A 16,273-nucleotide genomic window follows, 5' to 3' on the forward strand; every position below is an offset into this window, starting at 1 on the left:
GCAGCATGAGCCAGTCTGCACCCACCTTACCCCTGCCGGCCGCCGCGACCCGCCGCCGCACTCGGCGCGCCGGCGCCTGGCTGCCCTACCTGCTGAGCCTGCCGGCGCTGCTGGTCTGCGTCGGCATCCTGGTGCCCTTCTTCACCGCGCTCTGGTACAGCCTGCAGCGCTACAACCTAGCGATGCCCTTCACCCGGGGCTTCATCGGGGTGGAGCACTACACCGACTTCCTGAGCGACCCGGCCTTCTGGAACACGCTGCGCGTCTCGGCGGTGTTCACCCTGGCGACGGTGGGCGTCGAGCTGCTGCTCGGCCTCGCCATCGCGCTGCTGCTCTGGCGCCGCAGCCGGGTGAACGACGCCGCGGCGGTGGTGCTGCTGCTGCCGCTGATGACGGCGCCGGCGCTCGCCTCCCTCATGTGGAAGCTGATGACCAACCCGAGCTTCGGCGTGCTGGCCTGGGGCGCGGCGCAGCTCGGCGCGGGCGACTTCCGTTGGGCCTCCGCCCCGTCGAGCGCGATGTTCACCGTCGTCCTCGTCGATGTCTGGGTCTACACGCCCTTCATGGTGATCCTGCTGCTGGCGGGGTTGCGCTCCCTGCCGCCGCAGCCCTTCGAGGCGGCGCGGCTGGATGGCGTGCCGGCGCATTTCGTGCTGCTGCGCATCACCCTGCCGATGCTGGCGCCCTTCCTGCTGACGGCGACGCTGTTCCGCACGCTCGACTCGATCCAGCAATTTGACATCGTCTACGCCATGACCCAGGGCGGGCCGGGGGATGCGCTGATGGTCTTCCAGGTGCAGGCCTATCTGGAGTTCTTCCAGTACACCAATGTTGGCCGCTCCGCGGCGCTGCTGGTCGTGCTCTGGGCCGTGACATATGCCCTCTCGCGCCTCTTCATCCGCCACTGGATGCGGCTGCGGCAGGGAGGGCGGGCGCATGGCTGACCTCCTGCTGCGGGTCCTGCGCGGCCTTGCGCTCGCGCTGGTGCTGGTCTTCTTCCTGTTCCCGATCGTCTGGATCCTGCTGATGTCCTTCCAGACGAACGAGACCATCCTGCGCCTGCCACCGAGCCTCGCCTTCGAGCCCTCGCTGGCGAACTACAAGGCCCTGCTGACGGGTACGATGGAGACGGCATCGGGCACCCTGCAGGTGACCTTCCTGCGCAACCTCGGCAACTCCGTGCTGCTGGCCAGCCTCTCGGTCGGGCTGTCGCTGCTGCTCGGCGTGCCGGCGGCCTATGCCTTCGCGCGCTTCCGCTTCCGGCTGGGCGAGGACATCGCCTTCACCCTGCTCTCCTTCCGCTTCGCCCCACCGCTGCTGGTGCTGCTGCCGCTCTCGCTCTACTTCAACCAGCTCGGCCTGGCAGACACCTATGCCGGGCTGGTCTGGGTCTACCAGCTCATCTGCCTGCCGCTCGTCCTCTGGATCGTCCGCTCGCATTTCGAGGAGGCGGGGGCGGAGGTGGAGAATGCCTACCGGCTGGACGGCCATTCCTGGTGGGCGGGCTTCCGCAAGATCGCTATCCCGCTCGCCATGCCGGGCATCGCGGCCGCCGGCCTGCTCGCCTTCATCTTCGCCTGGAACAACTTCGTCTTCGCGCTCATCCTGGCCTCGGCCGACAAGCAGCCGGTGACGGTCGGCGCGCTCGCCTTCGTCACCGCCTCCGGCATCCAGTACGGGCAGATCGCGGCGGCGATCGTGCTCTCCATCCTGCCCACCCTCGCGCTCGCCCTCTATGCGCAGCGCTGGCTGGTCGAGGGGCTGAGCCTCGGGGCGGTGAAGGGATGAGCGGCGCGGAGGGGCTTCTGATCCGCGGCCTCACGGCGGCCTTCGGCAAGCAGGAGGTGCTGCGCGGCGTCGATCTCGCGGTGGCGCCGGGCGAGACGGTGGTGCTCTTCGGCCCCTCGGGCGCGGGCAAGACGGTGCTGCTGCGTGCCGTCGCGGGCCTCGAGCGCGCCGGGGGCGAGGTCTGGGTCGCCGGCCGCGAGGTGGCCGGCCTGCCGCCGGAGGCGCGCGGACTTGGCATGGCCTTCCAGAATTTCGCGCTCTACCCGCACCTGCCGGCGCGGGAGAACATCGCCAGCCCGCTGCGCGCCCGCCGCTTGCCGGAGGCCGAGATCACCCGCCGGGTCGGCGCCGTCGCTGCGCTGCTGCGGATCGGCCATGTGCTGGACCACGCGCCACGGGAGCTCTCGAACGGCCAGAAGCAGCGCACCGCGCTGGCCCGGGCGCTGGCGGCCGAGCCGCGCGCCCTGCTGCTCGACGACCCGCTCCGCAACGTCGACGCCAAGCTGCGTTACGAGATGCGGCTGGAATTGCCGCGGCTGCTCGCCCGCTCCGGCGCAGCGGCGATCTACGTGACGCAGGACTACCGAGAGGCAATGGCGCTCGGCCACCGGGTCGCCGTGCTGCTCGACGGCCGCATCGCCCAGGACGCGGCGCCGGACGAGGTCTACGACCGACCGGCGACGGTCGAGGTCGCACGCCTTTTCGGCGATCCGCCGATCAACCTGTTGCCCGCCGAGTCGATGCCGGGCGGGAGGCTGCGCGCCGCCGGGCTCGAGCTGCCGCTGCCCGACGATCTCGGCGCGCTGCCGCCGGATGCGCAGCTCGGCCTGCGGCCGGAGCATCTCTCGCTGCTGCCTAGCTCCACGCCCGGCGCGGCGCCGGTGAGCGTCGTCGCCGTGACCCCGCTGCATGAGCGCCAGGTGGTGCTGCTGCGCGCCGCCTCGGGCGAGGAGCTGGTGGCGAGCCTGCCCGGCGCCGCGCCCCCGGTCGGTGCCGCCGTCTGGGCCGCGGCCGAGCGGGGCCATGCGCTGCTCTTCTCCGGCGGCCGGCGCATCGCCCATGGCGCACGGCGGGAGGTGGCCGTCGCATGAGCCTCGAGCTCCGGGCCGTCTCCAAGACCTATCCGGGCCGGCGCGGCGGCGCGCCGGTGCAGGCGGTGCGCGACCTCGACCTTGCGGTGCAGCCGGGCGAGATCGTGGCACTTCTCGGCTCCTCCGGCTGCGGCAAGACCTCGACGCTCCGCATGGTCGCGGGCTTCGAGGCCGTCAGCGCCGGCGGCATCACCCTCGCGGGCAAGCAGATCGAGGCGCTGCCGCCCGCGCGCCGCGGCGTCGCCATGGCCTTCGAGGGCTACGCGCTCTACCCGCCGCTGACGGTGCGGGAGAACATCGCCTTCGGCCTCGGCGGACGGGGCGGGGAGGCGGGGCGGCGGCGGGTCGCCGAGGTGGCGGAGCTGCTCGGCATCGCGCCGCTGATGGACCGCAAGCCCGCAGCGCTCTCGGGCGGCGAGCAGCAGCGCGCCGGCCTCGCCCGCGCCCTCGTGCGCGACGCGCACCTGCACTTGCTGGACGAGCCGATGGGCCAGCTGGAGCCGCAGCTCCGCGCGGTGCTGCGCGGCCGGGTGAAGGCGCTGATCAAGGAGCGCGGCCTGACCGCCGTGCTGGTGACGCACGACCAGGCGGAGGCGCATGCGATGGCCGACCGCATCGCGGTGATGGAGGCGGGCGAGCTGCAGCAATTCGGCCCTGCCGCCGCGCTGCGCGACGCGCCGGCCAACCTCTTCGTCGCCACCTTCTTCGGCGAGCCGCCGATGAACGCCATCCCCGCCATCGCCGGGCCGGGCGGTCTCCGGCTGCGCGGCGCGGATGGCGAGGTCGCGCCGGATTGGTGCCTCGACCTGCCTGCCCCGGTGACGGAGGGCGAGGTCGTGCTGGGCGTGCGGCCGGGACGGCTGTGGTTGGGCGAGGGACCGTGGCGCGGCACCGTCGTCTCCAACCAGTGGCTCGGCGACCAGGCGCATGTGGCGCTGGAGGTCTGCGGCAGGCTGCTCGTCGCCGTCTCCCTCGCCCGCGTGCCGGCGCGGATCGGGGAGGGGATCGCGCTGGGGCTCGACCCGGCGGAGGCGCATCTCTTCGAGGCCGGCTCGGGCCGCGCCCTCGCGCATGGGGGGCGGCGGGTATGAGCGGCGCGGTCCTGCTCGCCCTCGATTCCGGCACCTCGGTCTGCAAGGCGGTCGCCTTCGACCGGGAGGGCCGGGTGGTGGCCACGGCCAGCCGGCGCAACGCCTATGAATGCCTGCCCGGCGGCGGGGCGGAGCAGGACATGGCCCGCACCTGGGAGGATGCCGCCGCGGTGCTGGCCGAGCTCGCCGCGCGGCTGGAGGGGCGGGAGGTGCTGGTCCTCGCCGTCACGGGCCAGGGCGACGGCACCTGGCTGGTGGACGCGGCGGGCGAGCCTGTCGGGCCGGCGCTGCTCTGGCTGGACGGCCGTGCGGGGGCGATCGTCGATGCGTTGCGCGGGACGCCGGCGGCGCTTGCGGCCTTCGCCCATACCGGCACGGGCCTCGCGGCCTGCCAGCAATCGGCGCAGCTCCTCTGGCTGGCGCAGCGGCGGCCGGAGGCGCTGCGGCGCGCCGCCTCGGCGATGCATTGCAAGGACTGGCTTTTCCTGAAGCTCACAGGCGTCGCCGCGACCGATCCTTCCGAGGCCTGCTTCACCTTCGGCGCCTGGCGCGACCGCGCTTATCGGGCGGAGGTGGCCGAGGCGCTCGGCCTCCGCGACCTCGCGCGCCTGCTGCCGCCGATCCTCGACGGCACGCGGGAGACGCGGCCCCTCGCGCCCGAGGCGGCGCGGCGGGTCGGGCTGCCGGCCGGGCTGCCCGTCGTGCCCGGCTATGTGGACGTGGTCTGCTCCGCGCTCGGCGGCGGGCTCTACGGCGTGGGGGAGGCGGGCGTCTCGCTGCTCGGCAGCACGGGGATGCATCTGCGGCTGGCGGCGGGGCCGGAGGCCGTCAAGCCCTGCGCGGCGGACATGACCGGCTACTGCATGGCCTTCCCGGTCCCCGGGCACACGCTGCAGGCGCAGTCGAACATGGCGGCGACGCTCAACATCGACTGGCTGCTCGGCATCGCGGCGGAAGCGGCGTCGCTCGGCGGGGCGTCGCCGGACCGCGCAGCGCTGCTGGCGGCGCTCGACCGCGCAGCGGCAGGGGCGCGGCCGGGCGGGACCTTGTTCCATCCCTTCATCTCGACGGCCGGCGAGCGCGGACCCTTCACCGACCCGCATGCCCGCGCCGCCTTCCTCGGCCTCGACACCAGCGTCGGCCTCAGCGGGCTGATGCGCGGCGTCTACGAGGGCCTCGGCTTCGCAGCGCGCGACTGCTACCTCGCCGCCGGCGGCGTGCCGGCCGAGGTGCGGGTGGCGGGCGGCGCCGCGCGCTCCGCCACCATGCGCGCCGTGCTCGCCGCCTGCCTCGACCGGCCGGTGCGGGTGGTGGCGCAGCCCGAGGCGGGGGCGGCGGGTACGGCGATGATCGCCGCGGTCCATCTCGGCCTCTTCCCCGACATGGCGGCCTGCGCCCGCGCCTGGATCGCGCCGCTGCTGAGCGAGGCGGAGCCGCCCGACCCGGCGCTTGCCGCCCGCTACGCCGCGCTCTTTCCGCTCTACCGCGAGGGCTGCTCGGCGCTGCGCGGCTGGTGGCGCGACCTGCATAACGTCCGGGAGGAGGCGGATGGCCATGCCGCCTGAGGTCGCCATCATCGGCGACAATTTCATGCTGCCCGAACGCTTCGAGGCGGCGATCCGCGCTGCCTGCGGCGAGGAGGCCGTGCGGCTGCGCAGCCTCCGCCTGCCTTGGCCGGACGAGCCGATGGAGCATGGCTACGCCACCGCCGGCCTTGAGGGGCTGAAGGAGTACCAGGGCGACCCGGACAGGATTGTCGAGTTCGTGGGCGGTGCGGAGGTGCTGGTCACCCAGCTCGCCCCCGTCTCGGCCGGCATGCTGGCGCGGCTGCCGGCGCTCCGCCTCATCGCCGTCTCACGTGGCGGCCCGGTCAACATCGACATGGCGGCGGCGCGGGCACGCGGGGTGCGGGTGGTGAACACGCCGGGTCGCAATGCCTCAGCCGTCGCCGAGTTCACCATCGGCGCCATCCTCGCCGAGACGCGCCTGATCCGCGCGGGGCACGAGGCGCTCAGGGCCGGCGAGTGGCGCGGCGACCTCTACCGCGCCGACCGCACGGGGCGCGAGCTGTCCGAGATGACGGTCGGCATCATCGGCTACGGCCAGGTCGGCACACGGGTGGTGCGGCTGCTCAAGGCCTTCGGCTGCCGCGTCCTGGTGGCCGATCCCTACGTCCAGCTTTCCGCCGCGGACCGCGAGGACGGGGTGGAGCAGGTCGCCCTCGACCGGCTGCTCGCGCAAGCCGACATCGTCAGCCTGCACCCGCGCGTGACGCCCGAGACCACGCATATGATTGACCGCGACGCACTGGCCCGGATGCGCCCGGGCGCGGTGCTGGTGAACACCGCGCGCGGCCCGCTGGTGGATTACGACGCGCTGTACGAGGCGCTCGCCGCCGGCCATCTCGGCGGCGCCATGCTGGAGACCTTCGCGGTGGAGCCGGTGCCGCCGGACTGGCCGCTGCTCCGCCTGCCGAACGTGACGCTGACGCCGCACATCGCCGGCGCCTCCGTCAAGACCGTCACCATCGCGGCCGAGGCCGCCGCCGAGGAGGTGCGCCGCCACCTGCTCGGCCTGCCGCCGCTGAACCCGTGCTGAGGAGGAGCACCGCATGAGCATGACCGAGATGGAGGCCCGCGAGAGCGTGGTGGGAGCCTGCCGGCGCATGAATGCGCTCGGCATCAACCAGGGAACCTCGGGCAATGTCAGCGTCCGCATCGGCGACCGGATGCTGATCTCGCCCTCCGCCACGCCCTATGAGGCGATGACGCCGGAGATGGTCGCCTCCATCCCGCTCGAGGGCGACCCGGAGGCCTGGGAAGGGCCGCTCAAGCCCTCGACCGAGTGGCGCTTCCATCACGGCATCATGCTCGGCCGGCCGGATGCGCATGCGGTCGTGCACGCGCACCCGACCTATTGCACGGCGCTCGCCATCACCCGGCGCGGGATCCCCGCCTGCCACTACATGATCGCCGCCTTCGGCGGGAACGACGTGCGCTGCTCCCCCTACGCCACCTTCGGCACGGCCGAGCTCGCGCAGCATGTGCTGGCCGCGCTCGAGGGGCGCAACGCCTGCCTGATGGCGAACCACGGCATCACCGTCTGCGCGCCGAGCATGGACAAGGCCATCTGGCTCGCCGTCGAGCTCGAGACCATCGCGCGGCAATACTGGCTGAGCCTGCAGGTCGGCGGCCCGGTGATGCTGACCGACGCCGAGATCGCCGAGACGCACAGGAGCTTCGCCACCTATGGCCTGCAGGAGCGGCCGCGCCAGGCCGCCGCCGAGTGAGCGCGGCGCCGGCCCGCCGCGGGGAGGGCGAGCCCTACGACCTGCTGGTCGTCGGCGGCGGCGCCAACGGCGCCGGCATCGCCCGCGACGCGGCGGGGCGCGGCCTCTCCGTCCTGCTCTGCGAAAAGAACGACCTGGCGCAGGGCACCTCCTCGCGCTCGGGCAAGCTGATCCATGGCGGGCTGCGCTACCTCGAATACTACGAGTTCCGCCTGGTGCGGGAGGCGCTGATCGAGCGCGAGGTGCTGCTGCGCGCCGCGCCGCATATCGTCTGGCCGCTGCGCTTCGTGCTGCCGCACAGCCCGGAGCAGCGTCCGGCCTGGCTGGTCCGCCTCGGCCTCTTCCTCTACGACCATCTGGGCGGGCGGGAGACGCTGCCGGGCACCCGCAAGCTGGACCTGCGGCAGGCGCCGGAGGGCGCGCCGATCCGTCCCGAGTATCCGCTCGCCTTCGAGTACTCCGATTGCTGGGTGGAGGATTCGCGCCTCGTCGTGCTGAACGCGCTCGATGCCGAGGCGCGCGGCGCCGAAATCCTGGTGCGCACCGCCGCCCGCCAGGCCCGCCGCACCGAGGATGGGCTGTGGGAGGTCACCCTGGCCCCGGACGGGGGCGCCGAGCGCCGGGTGCGTGCCCGCGTCCTCGTCAATGCCGCCGGCCCTTGGGTGGAGGCGGTGCTGCGCGGCGTGGTCGGCAGCAATGCCGCGGCGCGGGTGCGGATGGTGAAGGGCAGCCACCTGGTGATCCGCCGCTTCTGGCAGGGGCCGCACGCCTACCTGCTGCAGAACATCGACCGCCGCGTGATCTTCGTCGTGCCCTATGCCGGCGACCTCGCCCTGATCGGCACCACCGACACCCCCTATGAGGGCGACCCGGGCAAGGTCGCGATCGACGAGGCCGAGCGCGACTACCTGCTGGCCGCGGTGAACCGCTACCTCCGCGCCGAGCTCGGGCCCGGCGACATCCTGCACAGCTTCTCGGGCGTGCGGCCGCTCTACGACAACGACAGCGGCAGGAATGCCTCCGCCGTGACCCGCGACTACGTCTTCGACGTGGAGGCGCCGCGGGGCGCGGCGCCGCTGCTCTCGGTCTTCGGCGGGAAGATCACCACCTACCGCAAGCTGGCCGAGCATGCCCTCGCCAAGCTCGCGCCGCACCTGCCGCGGCGGCCGGGGCCGGACTGGACGGCGCGGGCGTCGCTGCCCGGCGGCGACCTGCCCGGCGGCGATTTCGACGCCTTCCTCGCCGCGCTCCGGCGCGGGCATCCCTGGCTGCCGCCGGACGTCGCGCACCACTACGCCCGCAGCTACGGCACCCGCGCGGCGGCGCTGCTGGAGGGCGCGCGCGATCGCGGCGATCTCGGCCGCCATTTCGGCGCGGCGCTCTACGAGCGGGAGGCGGACTTCCTCCGCCGCACCGAATGGGCCCGCACCGGCGAGGACGTGCTGGAGCGCCGCACCCGCCACGGCCTGCATATGAGCCCAGCCGAGCGCGCCGCCTTCGCCGACTGGATGACCGGGGCGCCGGTCGCATGAGCACCGATCCTGGCCTCGCGGACCTCCTCGCCGTCTCCGCCGCGCTCGGGCGCGACCCCGCGCAGGTGCAGGGACCGGGCGGCAATGTCTCGCTGAAGCGCGATGGCCTGCTTTGGGTGAAGGCCTCCGGCACCTGGCTTGCCGAGGCGGAGCGGCGGCCGATCCTGGTGCCGGTGCGCCTCGATGCGCTGCGCGAGGCCATCGCCGCGCCGGGCGATGCCGCCGAGCGCGCCGAGGACTTCGTCGACCAGGCCGCGAATGCCGCCGGCCTCCGCCCCTCCATCGAGACCACCTTCCATGCCGCCCTGCCGCATCCGGTGGTGCTGCACACCCACTGCGTCGAGACCATCGCCTGGGCGGCGCGCGCGGATGCCGAGGCTGCCCTGGCGGAGCGGCTGCGGGGGCTGCGCTGGATCTTCGCGCCCTATGTGCGCCCCGGCCTGCCGCTGACCCGGCTGATGCTGGCGCGCGGCGCGGGCGAGGCCGATGTCGTCGTCCTCGGCAACCACGGCCTGGTCGCTGGCGGCGCGACCGCGGCGGAGGCGGCGGCGCGGCTGGCCGAGGTGGCGCGCCGCCTGCGCCGCCCGCCCCGTCCCGCCCCGCCGCCCGACCTGCCCGCGCTGGGGCGCCTGGCCGCGGGCAGCGCCTACGAGCCGGCCGAGGAGGCGCATGCGGTGGCGACCGACCCGCAGCGCCTCGCCGTCGCGCGCCGCGGCTCGCTCTATCCGGACCACGTGGTGTTCCTCGGCCCGGGCATCGCCTGCCTCGCCCCCGGCGAGGGCGCGGCGGAGCGGACGGAGCCGCTGCTGCTCGCGCCCGGCCTCGGCGCGCTGCGGCGGCGCGACGCGGTGGCCGCGGTGCCCGCGCTCGCCCGCTGCCTCGCCGATGTCACGGGGCGCCTCGCGCCGGAGGAGCCGATCCTGGCGCTGACCGCGGCGGCGGAGGCGGAGCTGCTCGGCTGGGATGCCGAGAAGCTGCGCCAGGCGGCGGCCGCGCCATGAGCGGGATCGCCCTCGGCCTCGACATCGGCACGGGCGGCGTGCGCGCGGCGCTGCTGGATGCGGCGGGCGCGGTGCTCGCCGTCGCCGCCGCGCCCTTCCCGGAGGGCCGGGCGCGGGCGCCGGAGGGCTGGTGGGCGGGCGTCGAGGCCGCGCTCGCCGCGCTCCGCGGCAGCGCCGATCTCGGCGCGGTTGCGGCCGTCGCGGTGGACGGCACCTCGGGCACCCTCGTCGCGGTGAATGCCGCGGGCGCGCCGCTCGGCGAGGGCAGCCTCTACAACGACCAGGCGCCGGAGGCGGCGGTGGAGGCCGTGCGCCGCGCGGCACCTTCGGACAGCGCGGCGCTCGGCGGCAGCTCGCCGCTCGCCCGCGCGCTGGCGATGCGGGAGAGACCCGGCCTCGCGCGGCTGCTGCACCAGGCGGACTGGATCGCGGGGCGGCTGCGCGGCGCCTTCGACGCCACGGACGAGAACAACGCGCTGAAGACCGGCTACGACCCGGTGGCGCGGCGCTGGCCGGGCTGGATCGGGCGCACGGGGCTCGACCCGGCCCTGCTGCCGCCGCGCGTCGCGGAGCCGGGCGCGGCGTTCGGGCCGATCGATGCGGCGATGGCGGCCCGGCTCGGCCTGCCGCGCAATGCCCTGGTCGCGGCCGGCACGACGGATGGCTGCGCCGCCTTCCTGGCGACCGGCGCGACGGAGCCGGGGGAGGCCGTCACCTCGCTCGGCTCAACCCTCGTGCTCAAACTCGCCTGCGACCGGGCGGTCTCCGACCCAGCCTCGGGCGTCTACAGCCACCGCCTCGGAGCGATGTGGCTGGCCGGCGGCGCCTCCAATACCGGCGGGGCGGCGCTGGCCCGGCATTTCGACGCGGCGGCGCTGGCCAGGCTGAGCACGCGCATCGATCCCGCCCGCGCCAGCGGGCTCGACTACTATCCGCTCCCCGCGCCGGGCGAGCGCTTCCCGGTGAGCGACCCCGGGCTCGACCCGCGCGAGGCGCCGCGGCCCGCGGACGATGCGCATTTCCTGCACGGGCTGCTGGAGGGCATCGCCCGGGTGGAGGCCGCGGGCTATGCGCGGCTTGCCGCGCTCGGGGCACCGCGGCCGCGTTCGGTCCGCACCGTCGGCGGCGGCGCCCGCAACGCGGCCTGGGGCGCCATCCGCGCGCGCCTCCTCGGCGTGCCGCTCCTGCCCGCGGCGTCCGAAGAGGCAGCGGCCGGCGCCGCGCGCCTGGCCCTCCGTGCGGCGCAGGGGGCCTGAGGGCGATGCGCCCCGTCCCCGATGCCATCGCGGCGGCGGAAGGCTATGACGGGCTGCTGCTCGACCAGTTCGGCACGCTGCATGACGGACAGCGCCCCTATGCCGGCGCGCCGGAGACGCTGGCGGCGCTGCGCGCCGCCGGCAAGCGCGTGGTGCTGCTGTCCAACTCCGGCAAGCGCGCGGCCGGCAACCGCCAGCGCCTCGCGCGGCTCGGCTTCCCGGACGCGCTGTACGACATCCTGCTGACCTCGGGCGAGGTCGGGTGGAGGCTGCTGGCCGAGGGCGCGCTGGCGGAGGCCCGCGACGCGCGGCGCTGCCTGCTGCTCTCGCGCGACGGCGACCGCTCGCCGGTCGAGGGCCTCGGCATCGAGGTCGTGCCGGAGGCGGCGAAGGCCGACCTCGTCATCATCGCGGCGAGCGAGGGCGAGCGCGTCCCGATCGAGGACTATGCCGCGCTGCTGGCGCCGGCGGCGCAGGCCGGCGTACCGGCGCTCTGCCTCAACCCCGATCGAACCATGCTCGTCGCCGGCGGGCAGGCCTTCGGCGCCGGCCGGATCGCCGAACTCTATGAGGCGCTCGGCGGACAGGTGACCTGGATCGGCAAGCCGCATCCGGCGATCTATGCCGCGGCGCTGCGCGCGCTGGGCGACCCGCCGCCGGCGCGCATCCTCGGCCTCGGCGACAGCCTAGAGCACGACATCGCCGGCGCGCGCCGCGCGGGCTGCGGTGCCGGGCTGGTCCTGACCGGCGTCGCCGCCGGCCTGCGCGGCGCAGCGCTGGAGGCGGCCTGCGCCGAGCACGGCGCGCGGCCCGACCTCGTCATGGAAGGCTTCGCGGCGGAGGCGGCCGATGCGCGCGGCTGAGCCCCGCTCAGGCGCCGCGCGCCGCGAGGATCGCCTCCGCCGCCTCGGCGAAGCCGTGGCCGCCCTCGCCATCGGTCACATAGGGCGGGAGCACCGGCATCCGCCCAGCGAAGCGGCACAGGTTGGCGACGCCGACGCCGTGGCGGAAGGCCGCGAACATCGGCCCGTCATTCGGGCTGTCGCCGAGGAAGACCGCGCGGCCGAGCGCGGCGTCGAGCTCGATGCCCAGCGCCTCGCGCGCGAAGATCCGCGCCATCGTCACCTTGTCGTAGTCGCCGAACCAGCCGTTGACGTGGATGGAGCTGACCTTGGCCGTCGCGCCCTCGGCCTCGAACAGCGCGACGATGCGCCCCACCGCCTCCTCCGGCAGCGCCGGCACGTCCTCGCAGAAGTCGATCGCCAGGTCGCTCTCGCGGTAGCCCTGGTCGGAGGCGAGGGCGGTGCCCGGCACCGCGGCGAGGATCCGCTGGCCGAGCGAGGCAAGGCGCGCGCGGTTCGCCGCCCGTGTCGCCTCATCCTGCAGGAAGCGCCGCTGCATGCGCCCGGTCGCCGGGTCATGGCGGAACCAGAAGGCGCCGTTCTCGCCGACCACGCCGGCGACGGGCCAGAGGCGCGCGATCTGGTCGCACCAGCCGCCGGGCCGGCCGGTGACCGGCACGACGAGGATGCCGGCCGCCGTCAACCGCTCGAGCGCCGCATAGGCTGCCGCCGGCAGGCGGCCGTGCAGCGTCAGCGTGTCGTCGATGTCGGTGAAGAGGAGGTCGATCCCGGCGCGCTCCTCGTGGGGCCACTGCGCGATCGGCCGCATGCTGCCTGCATCCATCCTGTCACCCCCTTCGCCGTGAACGGCTTGTTGCTTGACACCGCGAGCGGCGCTCCGGCAGCCTCTCGCGCAATTCCCGCAGTACAACAGGCATTTGCACGCGCGCAAGCAGCGCGGCCTCCGGAGGAAGAATAGCGTGCAGCACCGCGCCGCAGCCGAGGCTCCAACGATGCCGCCGGGGCGCGCGTCGCGCGCCCCCTTGCTCCGCCTGACGCGTGTCCTGAGCACCGAGCACCCGCTGCCCTGGATCGCGCCGCTGATCGCGGTGCTGCTGGCCTTCGGAATCTACCCGCTGGGATACAGCGTCTGGCTCAGTCTCCATCGCCAGAACATCTACACGCGCAGCCTGGAATATGTCGGCTTCGAGGGCTGGGCCGAGATGCTCGCCGACCAGCGCATGTGGGAGGCGATGGGGACGACGCTGCTCTATGTGGGCTGCTCCCTCGCGCTGCAGCTCGTGCTCGGCCTCGGCCTTGCGCTGCTGCTCGACAGCGACCGGCGCGGCTACGGCGTGCTGCGCGCGCTGGTGTCGCTGCCGCTCGTCATCCCGCCCGCGGTCGCGGGGCTGATGTTCCTGCTGATGCTGGACGGGCAGTACGGCGTGCTGGCGATCGGGCTGCAATCCGCCGGTCTGCTCGACCCGCGCACGCCGATCCTCGGCACGCCGGGCCTTGCCTTCGCGGGCCTCGTCATGGTTGATGTCTGGCAATGGGTGCCCTTCATGGTGCTCATGTTCCTCGCCGGCCTGCGCGCCCTGCCGCCCGAGCCCTTCGAGGCGGCGGCGATCGACGGCGCGAGCCCCTTCGCCGCCTTCCGCTACCTGACCCTGCCGATGCTCGGGCGCATCATCGCGCTGGCCGTGCTGATCCGCGGCATCGATCTCTTTCGCGTCTACGACTATGTCTATGTGATGACCTCGGGCGGGCCGGGGACGGATACCGAGACGCTGAGCTGGTATGCCGGCCGGCTCTTCGGCCTGGCGAATTTCCCGGGCGCCGCCGTGCTCTCGCTGCTGACCCTGCTGCTGATCAACGCCGCGGCCGCCACCTTCATGCGCCTCGCGCGGGTGCGGCTGTGAGCGGGCGGATGGCCGGCCGCTCCGCGCGCCTCGGGCTGCTGCGGGATGCGGGGGCGCTGCTCGCGGTCGGGCTGCTGCTCTTCCCGGTCTTCTGGTGGGTGCTCGCTTCCTTCAAGCCCTATTCGGCGATCTTCGCCAACCCGCCGGTCTTCTTCGACTTCACGCCGACGCTGCGGAACTATGCGGTGACGCTGCTGGGGCAGTCGCGGCTGGAGCTAGCGCCCGGCGCAACGGCGGCCGGCGCCGCCGGCGGGGCGAGCAGCTATTTCTCGCTGCCCAGCATCGCCCAGAGCATGGTGACCGCCGCCGGCTCCACCCTGCTCGCCCTGATGCTGGCGACGCCCGCCGCCTTCGCGCTCTCGCGCTTCGGCTTCAGGGCGCGGCGGGGGCTGCTGCTCTTCGTCCTCGGCCAGCGCATGCTGCCGCCGGTCGCCGTCGCCATTCCGCTCTTCTTCGTCTTCCGCGACCTTGGCCTGCGCGACACCCTGCTCGGCCTCGTGCTCGCGCACATGCTGGTCAACCTGCCGGTGGCGACGCTCCTGATGAAGAGCTTCTTCGACGACGTTCCGCTCGAGCTGGACCAGGCCGCGATGATCGACGGGGCAGGGCGGTTCGACGTTTTCCGCCGCATCGCCCTGCCGCTGGTCCGCGGCGGCCTGGCCGCGACGGCGGTGCTCTGCTTCGTCTTCTCCTGGACGGAGTTCCTGATCTCGCTCCAGCTGACCAGCGAGATCAGGACGGTTCCGGTCAAGATCTCGACCTTCGTGACCTCGACCGGCACGGAGTGGGGCTTCATCACGGCGCTCGGCACGGCCGCCTTGGTGCCGGCCTTCATCTTCATCCTGGCGACGCAGCGCCACCTGGTGCGCGGGCTGTCGCTGGGATCGATCAAGGAGTAACGGCGCGACCCGGTCGCGCAACAGGGAGGACAAGGACAATGAGCTTCAGCGAGCACGACCGAAAGACCTTCATCGCCGACGCATCCGGCGACTTCGCGGCACGCCGCATCGGCAAGCGCGAGTTCCTGCGGCGCCTGTCGCTCGCCGGCGTCGGCCTCTCCTCCTTCGCCGCCGGCTTCCTCGGCGGCCAGCGGCCCGGCAGCCTGCTGCCGGCCGTTGGCAACCCCGCCGCGGCGCAGGCCGACCAGGCGATGATCCGCTGGCTGCGCGACGTCGGCAGCAAGTTTCGTGGTCAGAAGATCCGCTACACCTCGGAGGCGACGCCGCCCACCATCGTCGCCAACCAGCTCGCCCGCGACGAGTTCACGGCAAATACCGGCATCGAGGTGGAGATCGAGATCGTCCCGCTCGAGCAGGTGCTGCAGAAGGCGACGGTGGACAGCCAGGGCAAGCTCGGCACCTACGACCTCTACTACCTCGACCAGTCCTGGACCGCGCTGTTCGCGCCCGACACGCTGGACCCGCGGGAGCTGCTGGCCAGGAAGCCGGACCTCGCCATGCCCGGCTTCGACATCGACGACTTCTCGAAGCCGCTGGTCGAGGGCATCTCGATGTTCCGCGACAAGATGATCGGGCTGCCCTTCGACATCCCGATCTTCATCATGATGTACCGCCGCGACCTGCTGGAGAAGCACAAGCTCCAGGTGCCGACGACGATGAACGAGTACCTGAACGCCGTCCGCACCATCGACCAGGCGGAGCGCGGCATCGGCATCTTCGGCACCACCGGCCAGCTCCGCTCGGGCCACTACTCGCTCAACTGCGACTGGACGGCCTGGCTCTGGTCGCAGGGCGGCTCGGTCTTCGCCAAGGACGGCACCTTCTCGGGCGGCGATGCGGAGGGCATCGCCGGGCTCGAGTACATGCTCGAGCTCGTCAAGCACATGCCGCCCGCCGCCAGGACCTGGACCTGGGACGGCGAGGGCCAATCCCTCACCCAAGGCAACGCCGCGCTCTGCATTAGCTGGGGCGAGTTCTTCCCCGCCTTCGACGGCCCGGACAGCAAGGTGCGCGGGCTGATGGAGGCGGCACGGCCGCCGAAGGAGGCGAAGCTGCGCCCGCCCTCCGAGGCGGGCTTCCTCGAGATCCCGCATATCGGCCACCAGGGCGGCTCCTCGCTCGCCATCTCGCGCTACTCGCGCAACCAGGACGCGGCCTGGATCTTCATGCAGTGGGTCTGCTCGAAGGACGTGGTGGCGCGCAGCTCGACGCTCGGCGGCGGCGCCTCGCCGGTGCGGAGCTCGGCCTTCAAGGACCCGCGCGTGCTTGAGAATGCCCGCGTCGGGCCCGGCACCACGCGCCACTTCCCGGCGATTGAGTGGACGATCAACAACGCCATGGGCTCGGAGCCGAAATTCCCCGCCTGGGCGGAGCTGTCGAACAACACCATCCCGGTGGAGCTCGGCAAGCTGCTGGCCGGCCAGCACCGCAGCCCGGCGGAGTGCATGGCGGCGATCAAGCGCGTCGCCGACCGCGCCGCGACGCCCTTCCGCGGGCGCTAG

15 protein-coding genes are annotated in these 16,273 nt (G+C 73.7%); 14 read left to right on the plus strand and 1 reads right to left on the minus strand.

The annotated features are described in order from the left end of the window. Positions 1 to 5 precede the first annotated feature (5 nt). The 11 genes from AC5JJ1_RS28605 to AC5JJ1_RS28655 are packed head-to-tail and all read left to right on the plus strand — an operon-like array spanning position 6 to position 11,911. Complete coding sequence (locus AC5JJ1_RS28605) at positions 6 to 944, plus strand: carbohydrate ABC transporter permease (RefSeq protein ID WP_495788519.1); 939 nt, start codon at positions 6 to 8, stop codon at positions 942 to 944. Beyond that, positions 937 to 1,788: a carbohydrate ABC transporter permease gene (locus AC5JJ1_RS28610; protein ID WP_495788520.1), complete on the plus strand. Its 852-nt coding sequence runs from the start codon at positions 937 to 939 to the stop codon at positions 1,786 to 1,788. The genes AC5JJ1_RS28605 and AC5JJ1_RS28610 overlap by 8 nt, the downstream gene beginning before the upstream one ends. After that, positions 1,785 to 2,879: an ABC transporter ATP-binding protein gene (locus tag AC5JJ1_RS28615; RefSeq protein ID WP_495788521.1), complete on the plus strand. Its 1,095-nt coding sequence runs from the start codon at positions 1,785 to 1,787 to the stop codon at positions 2,877 to 2,879. Before AC5JJ1_RS28610 ends, AC5JJ1_RS28615 begins: the two co-directional genes overlap by 4 nt. Further along, positions 2,876 to 3,970 carry an ABC transporter ATP-binding protein gene (locus AC5JJ1_RS28620; protein WP_495788522.1) on the plus strand — a complete coding sequence of 365 codons (1,095 nt, stop codon included), beginning with the start codon at positions 2,876 to 2,878 and terminating at the stop codon, positions 3,968 to 3,970. Before AC5JJ1_RS28615 ends, AC5JJ1_RS28620 begins: the two co-directional genes overlap by 4 nt. Further along, positions 3,967 to 5,535 carry an FGGY family carbohydrate kinase gene (locus AC5JJ1_RS28625; RefSeq protein WP_495788523.1) on the plus strand — a complete coding sequence of 523 codons (1,569 nt, stop codon included), beginning with the start codon at positions 3,967 to 3,969 and terminating at the stop codon, positions 5,533 to 5,535. The genes AC5JJ1_RS28620 and AC5JJ1_RS28625 overlap by 4 nt, the downstream gene beginning before the upstream one ends. After that, positions 5,525 to 6,568, plus strand: coding sequence for a 2-hydroxyacid dehydrogenase (locus tag AC5JJ1_RS28630; RefSeq protein ID WP_495788524.1), 1,044 nt, complete (start codon positions 5,525 to 5,527; stop codon positions 6,566 to 6,568). The genes AC5JJ1_RS28625 and AC5JJ1_RS28630 overlap by 11 nt, the downstream gene beginning before the upstream one ends. A gap of 13 nt (positions 6,569 to 6,581) precedes the next feature. Beyond that, complete coding sequence (locus AC5JJ1_RS28635) at positions 6,582 to 7,259, plus strand: class II aldolase/adducin family protein (protein ID WP_495788525.1); 678 nt, start codon at positions 6,582 to 6,584, stop codon at positions 7,257 to 7,259. Further along, positions 7,256 to 8,791 (plus strand): glycerol-3-phosphate dehydrogenase, encoded by a 1,536-nt coding sequence (locus AC5JJ1_RS28640; protein WP_495788526.1) that lies wholly within the window; start codon positions 7,256 to 7,258, stop codon positions 8,789 to 8,791. The genes AC5JJ1_RS28635 and AC5JJ1_RS28640 overlap by 4 nt, the downstream gene beginning before the upstream one ends. Continuing rightward, positions 8,788 to 9,792 carry a class II aldolase/adducin family protein gene (locus AC5JJ1_RS28645; RefSeq protein ID WP_495788527.1) on the plus strand — a complete coding sequence of 335 codons (1,005 nt, stop codon included), beginning with the start codon at positions 8,788 to 8,790 and terminating at the stop codon, positions 9,790 to 9,792. Before AC5JJ1_RS28640 ends, AC5JJ1_RS28645 begins: the two co-directional genes overlap by 4 nt. Continuing rightward, positions 9,789 to 11,048, plus strand: a complete 1,260-nt coding sequence (locus AC5JJ1_RS28650; RefSeq protein WP_495788528.1) for an FGGY-family carbohydrate kinase — start codon at positions 9,789 to 9,791, stop codon at positions 11,046 to 11,048. The genes AC5JJ1_RS28645 and AC5JJ1_RS28650 overlap by 4 nt, the downstream gene beginning before the upstream one ends. Before the next feature lie 5 nt (positions 11,049 to 11,053). Beyond that, positions 11,054 to 11,911, plus strand: a complete 858-nt coding sequence (locus AC5JJ1_RS28655) for a TIGR01459 family HAD-type hydrolase (RefSeq protein WP_495788529.1) — start codon at positions 11,054 to 11,056, stop codon at positions 11,909 to 11,911. Positions 11,912 to 11,918: 7 nt separating this feature from the next. Here the strand turns inward: AC5JJ1_RS28655 and AC5JJ1_RS28660 are convergent, their stop codons facing one another. Beyond that, positions 11,919 to 12,719 (minus strand): HAD-IIB family hydrolase, encoded by an 801-nt coding sequence (locus tag AC5JJ1_RS28660; protein WP_495788530.1) that lies wholly within the window; start codon positions 12,717 to 12,719, stop codon positions 11,919 to 11,921. A 184-nt stretch (positions 12,720 to 12,903) separates the two neighbouring features. Between AC5JJ1_RS28660 and AC5JJ1_RS28665 the strand changes: the two genes are divergently transcribed. From AC5JJ1_RS28665 to AC5JJ1_RS28675, 3 genes are read left to right on the plus strand one after another with little or no spacing between them, the layout of a single operon-like run. Continuing rightward, on the plus strand, positions 12,904 to 13,812 hold the full coding sequence (locus AC5JJ1_RS28665) for a carbohydrate ABC transporter permease (RefSeq protein ID WP_495788531.1): 909 nt from the start codon (positions 12,904 to 12,906) through the stop codon (positions 13,810 to 13,812). An 8-nt stretch (positions 13,813 to 13,820) separates the two neighbouring features. Next, positions 13,821 to 14,711: a carbohydrate ABC transporter permease gene (locus tag AC5JJ1_RS28670; RefSeq protein ID WP_495788532.1), complete on the plus strand. Its 891-nt coding sequence runs from the start codon at positions 13,821 to 13,823 to the stop codon at positions 14,709 to 14,711. Between the two features lie 38 nt (positions 14,712 to 14,749). Further along, entirely contained in the window at positions 14,750 to 16,273 is a 1,524-nt protein-coding gene (locus AC5JJ1_RS28675) for an ABC transporter substrate-binding protein (protein ID WP_495788533.1), read from the plus strand.

It is taken from the genome of Belnapia sp. (assembly GCF_059504005.1).

What these genes read in the sequence shown, in the direction of transcription:
- AC5JJ1_RS28635 (WP_495788525.1), top strand. Translation starts at nt 6,582, where the DNA reads ATGAGCATGACCGAGATGGAGGCCCGCGAGAGCGTGGTGGGAGCCTGC.
- AC5JJ1_RS28645 (WP_495788527.1), top strand. Translation starts at nt 8,788, where the DNA reads ATGAGCACCGATCCTGGCCTCGCGGACCTCCTCGCCGTCTCCGCCGCG.
- AC5JJ1_RS28675 (WP_495788533.1), top strand. Translation starts at nt 14,750, where the DNA reads ATGAGCTTCAGCGAGCACGACCGAAAGACCTTCATCGCCGACGCATCC.
- AC5JJ1_RS28615 (WP_495788521.1), top strand. Translation starts at nt 1,785, where the DNA reads ATGAGCGGCGCGGAGGGGCTTCTGATCCGCGGCCTCACGGCGGCCTTC.
- AC5JJ1_RS28655 (WP_495788529.1), top strand. Translation starts at nt 11,054, where the DNA reads ATGCGCCCCGTCCCCGATGCCATCGCGGCGGCGGAAGGCTATGACGGG.
- AC5JJ1_RS28665 (WP_495788531.1), top strand. Translation starts at nt 12,904, where the DNA reads ATGCCGCCGGGGCGCGCGTCGCGCGCCCCCTTGCTCCGCCTGACGCGT.
- AC5JJ1_RS28630 (WP_495788524.1), top strand. Translation starts at nt 5,525, where the DNA reads ATGCCGCCTGAGGTCGCCATCATCGGCGACAATTTCATGCTGCCCGAA.
- AC5JJ1_RS28620 (WP_495788522.1), top strand. Translation starts at nt 2,876, where the DNA reads ATGAGCCTCGAGCTCCGGGCCGTCTCCAAGACCTATCCGGGCCGGCGC.
- AC5JJ1_RS28610 (WP_495788520.1), top strand. Translation starts at nt 937, where the DNA reads ATGGCTGACCTCCTGCTGCGGGTCCTGCGCGGCCTTGCGCTCGCGCTG.
- AC5JJ1_RS28605 (WP_495788519.1), top strand. Translation starts at nt 6, where the DNA reads ATGAGCCAGTCTGCACCCACCTTACCCCTGCCGGCCGCCGCGACCCGC.
- AC5JJ1_RS28660 (WP_495788530.1), bottom strand. Translation starts at nt 12,719, where the DNA reads ATGCGGCCGATCGCGCAGTGGCCCCACGAGGAGCGCGCCGGGATCGAC.
- AC5JJ1_RS28670 (WP_495788532.1), top strand. Translation starts at nt 13,821, where the DNA reads ATGGCCGGCCGCTCCGCGCGCCTCGGGCTGCTGCGGGATGCGGGGGCG.
- AC5JJ1_RS28625 (WP_495788523.1), top strand. Translation starts at nt 3,967, where the DNA reads ATGAGCGGCGCGGTCCTGCTCGCCCTCGATTCCGGCACCTCGGTCTGC.
- AC5JJ1_RS28650 (WP_495788528.1), top strand. Translation starts at nt 9,789, where the DNA reads ATGAGCGGGATCGCCCTCGGCCTCGACATCGGCACGGGCGGCGTGCGC.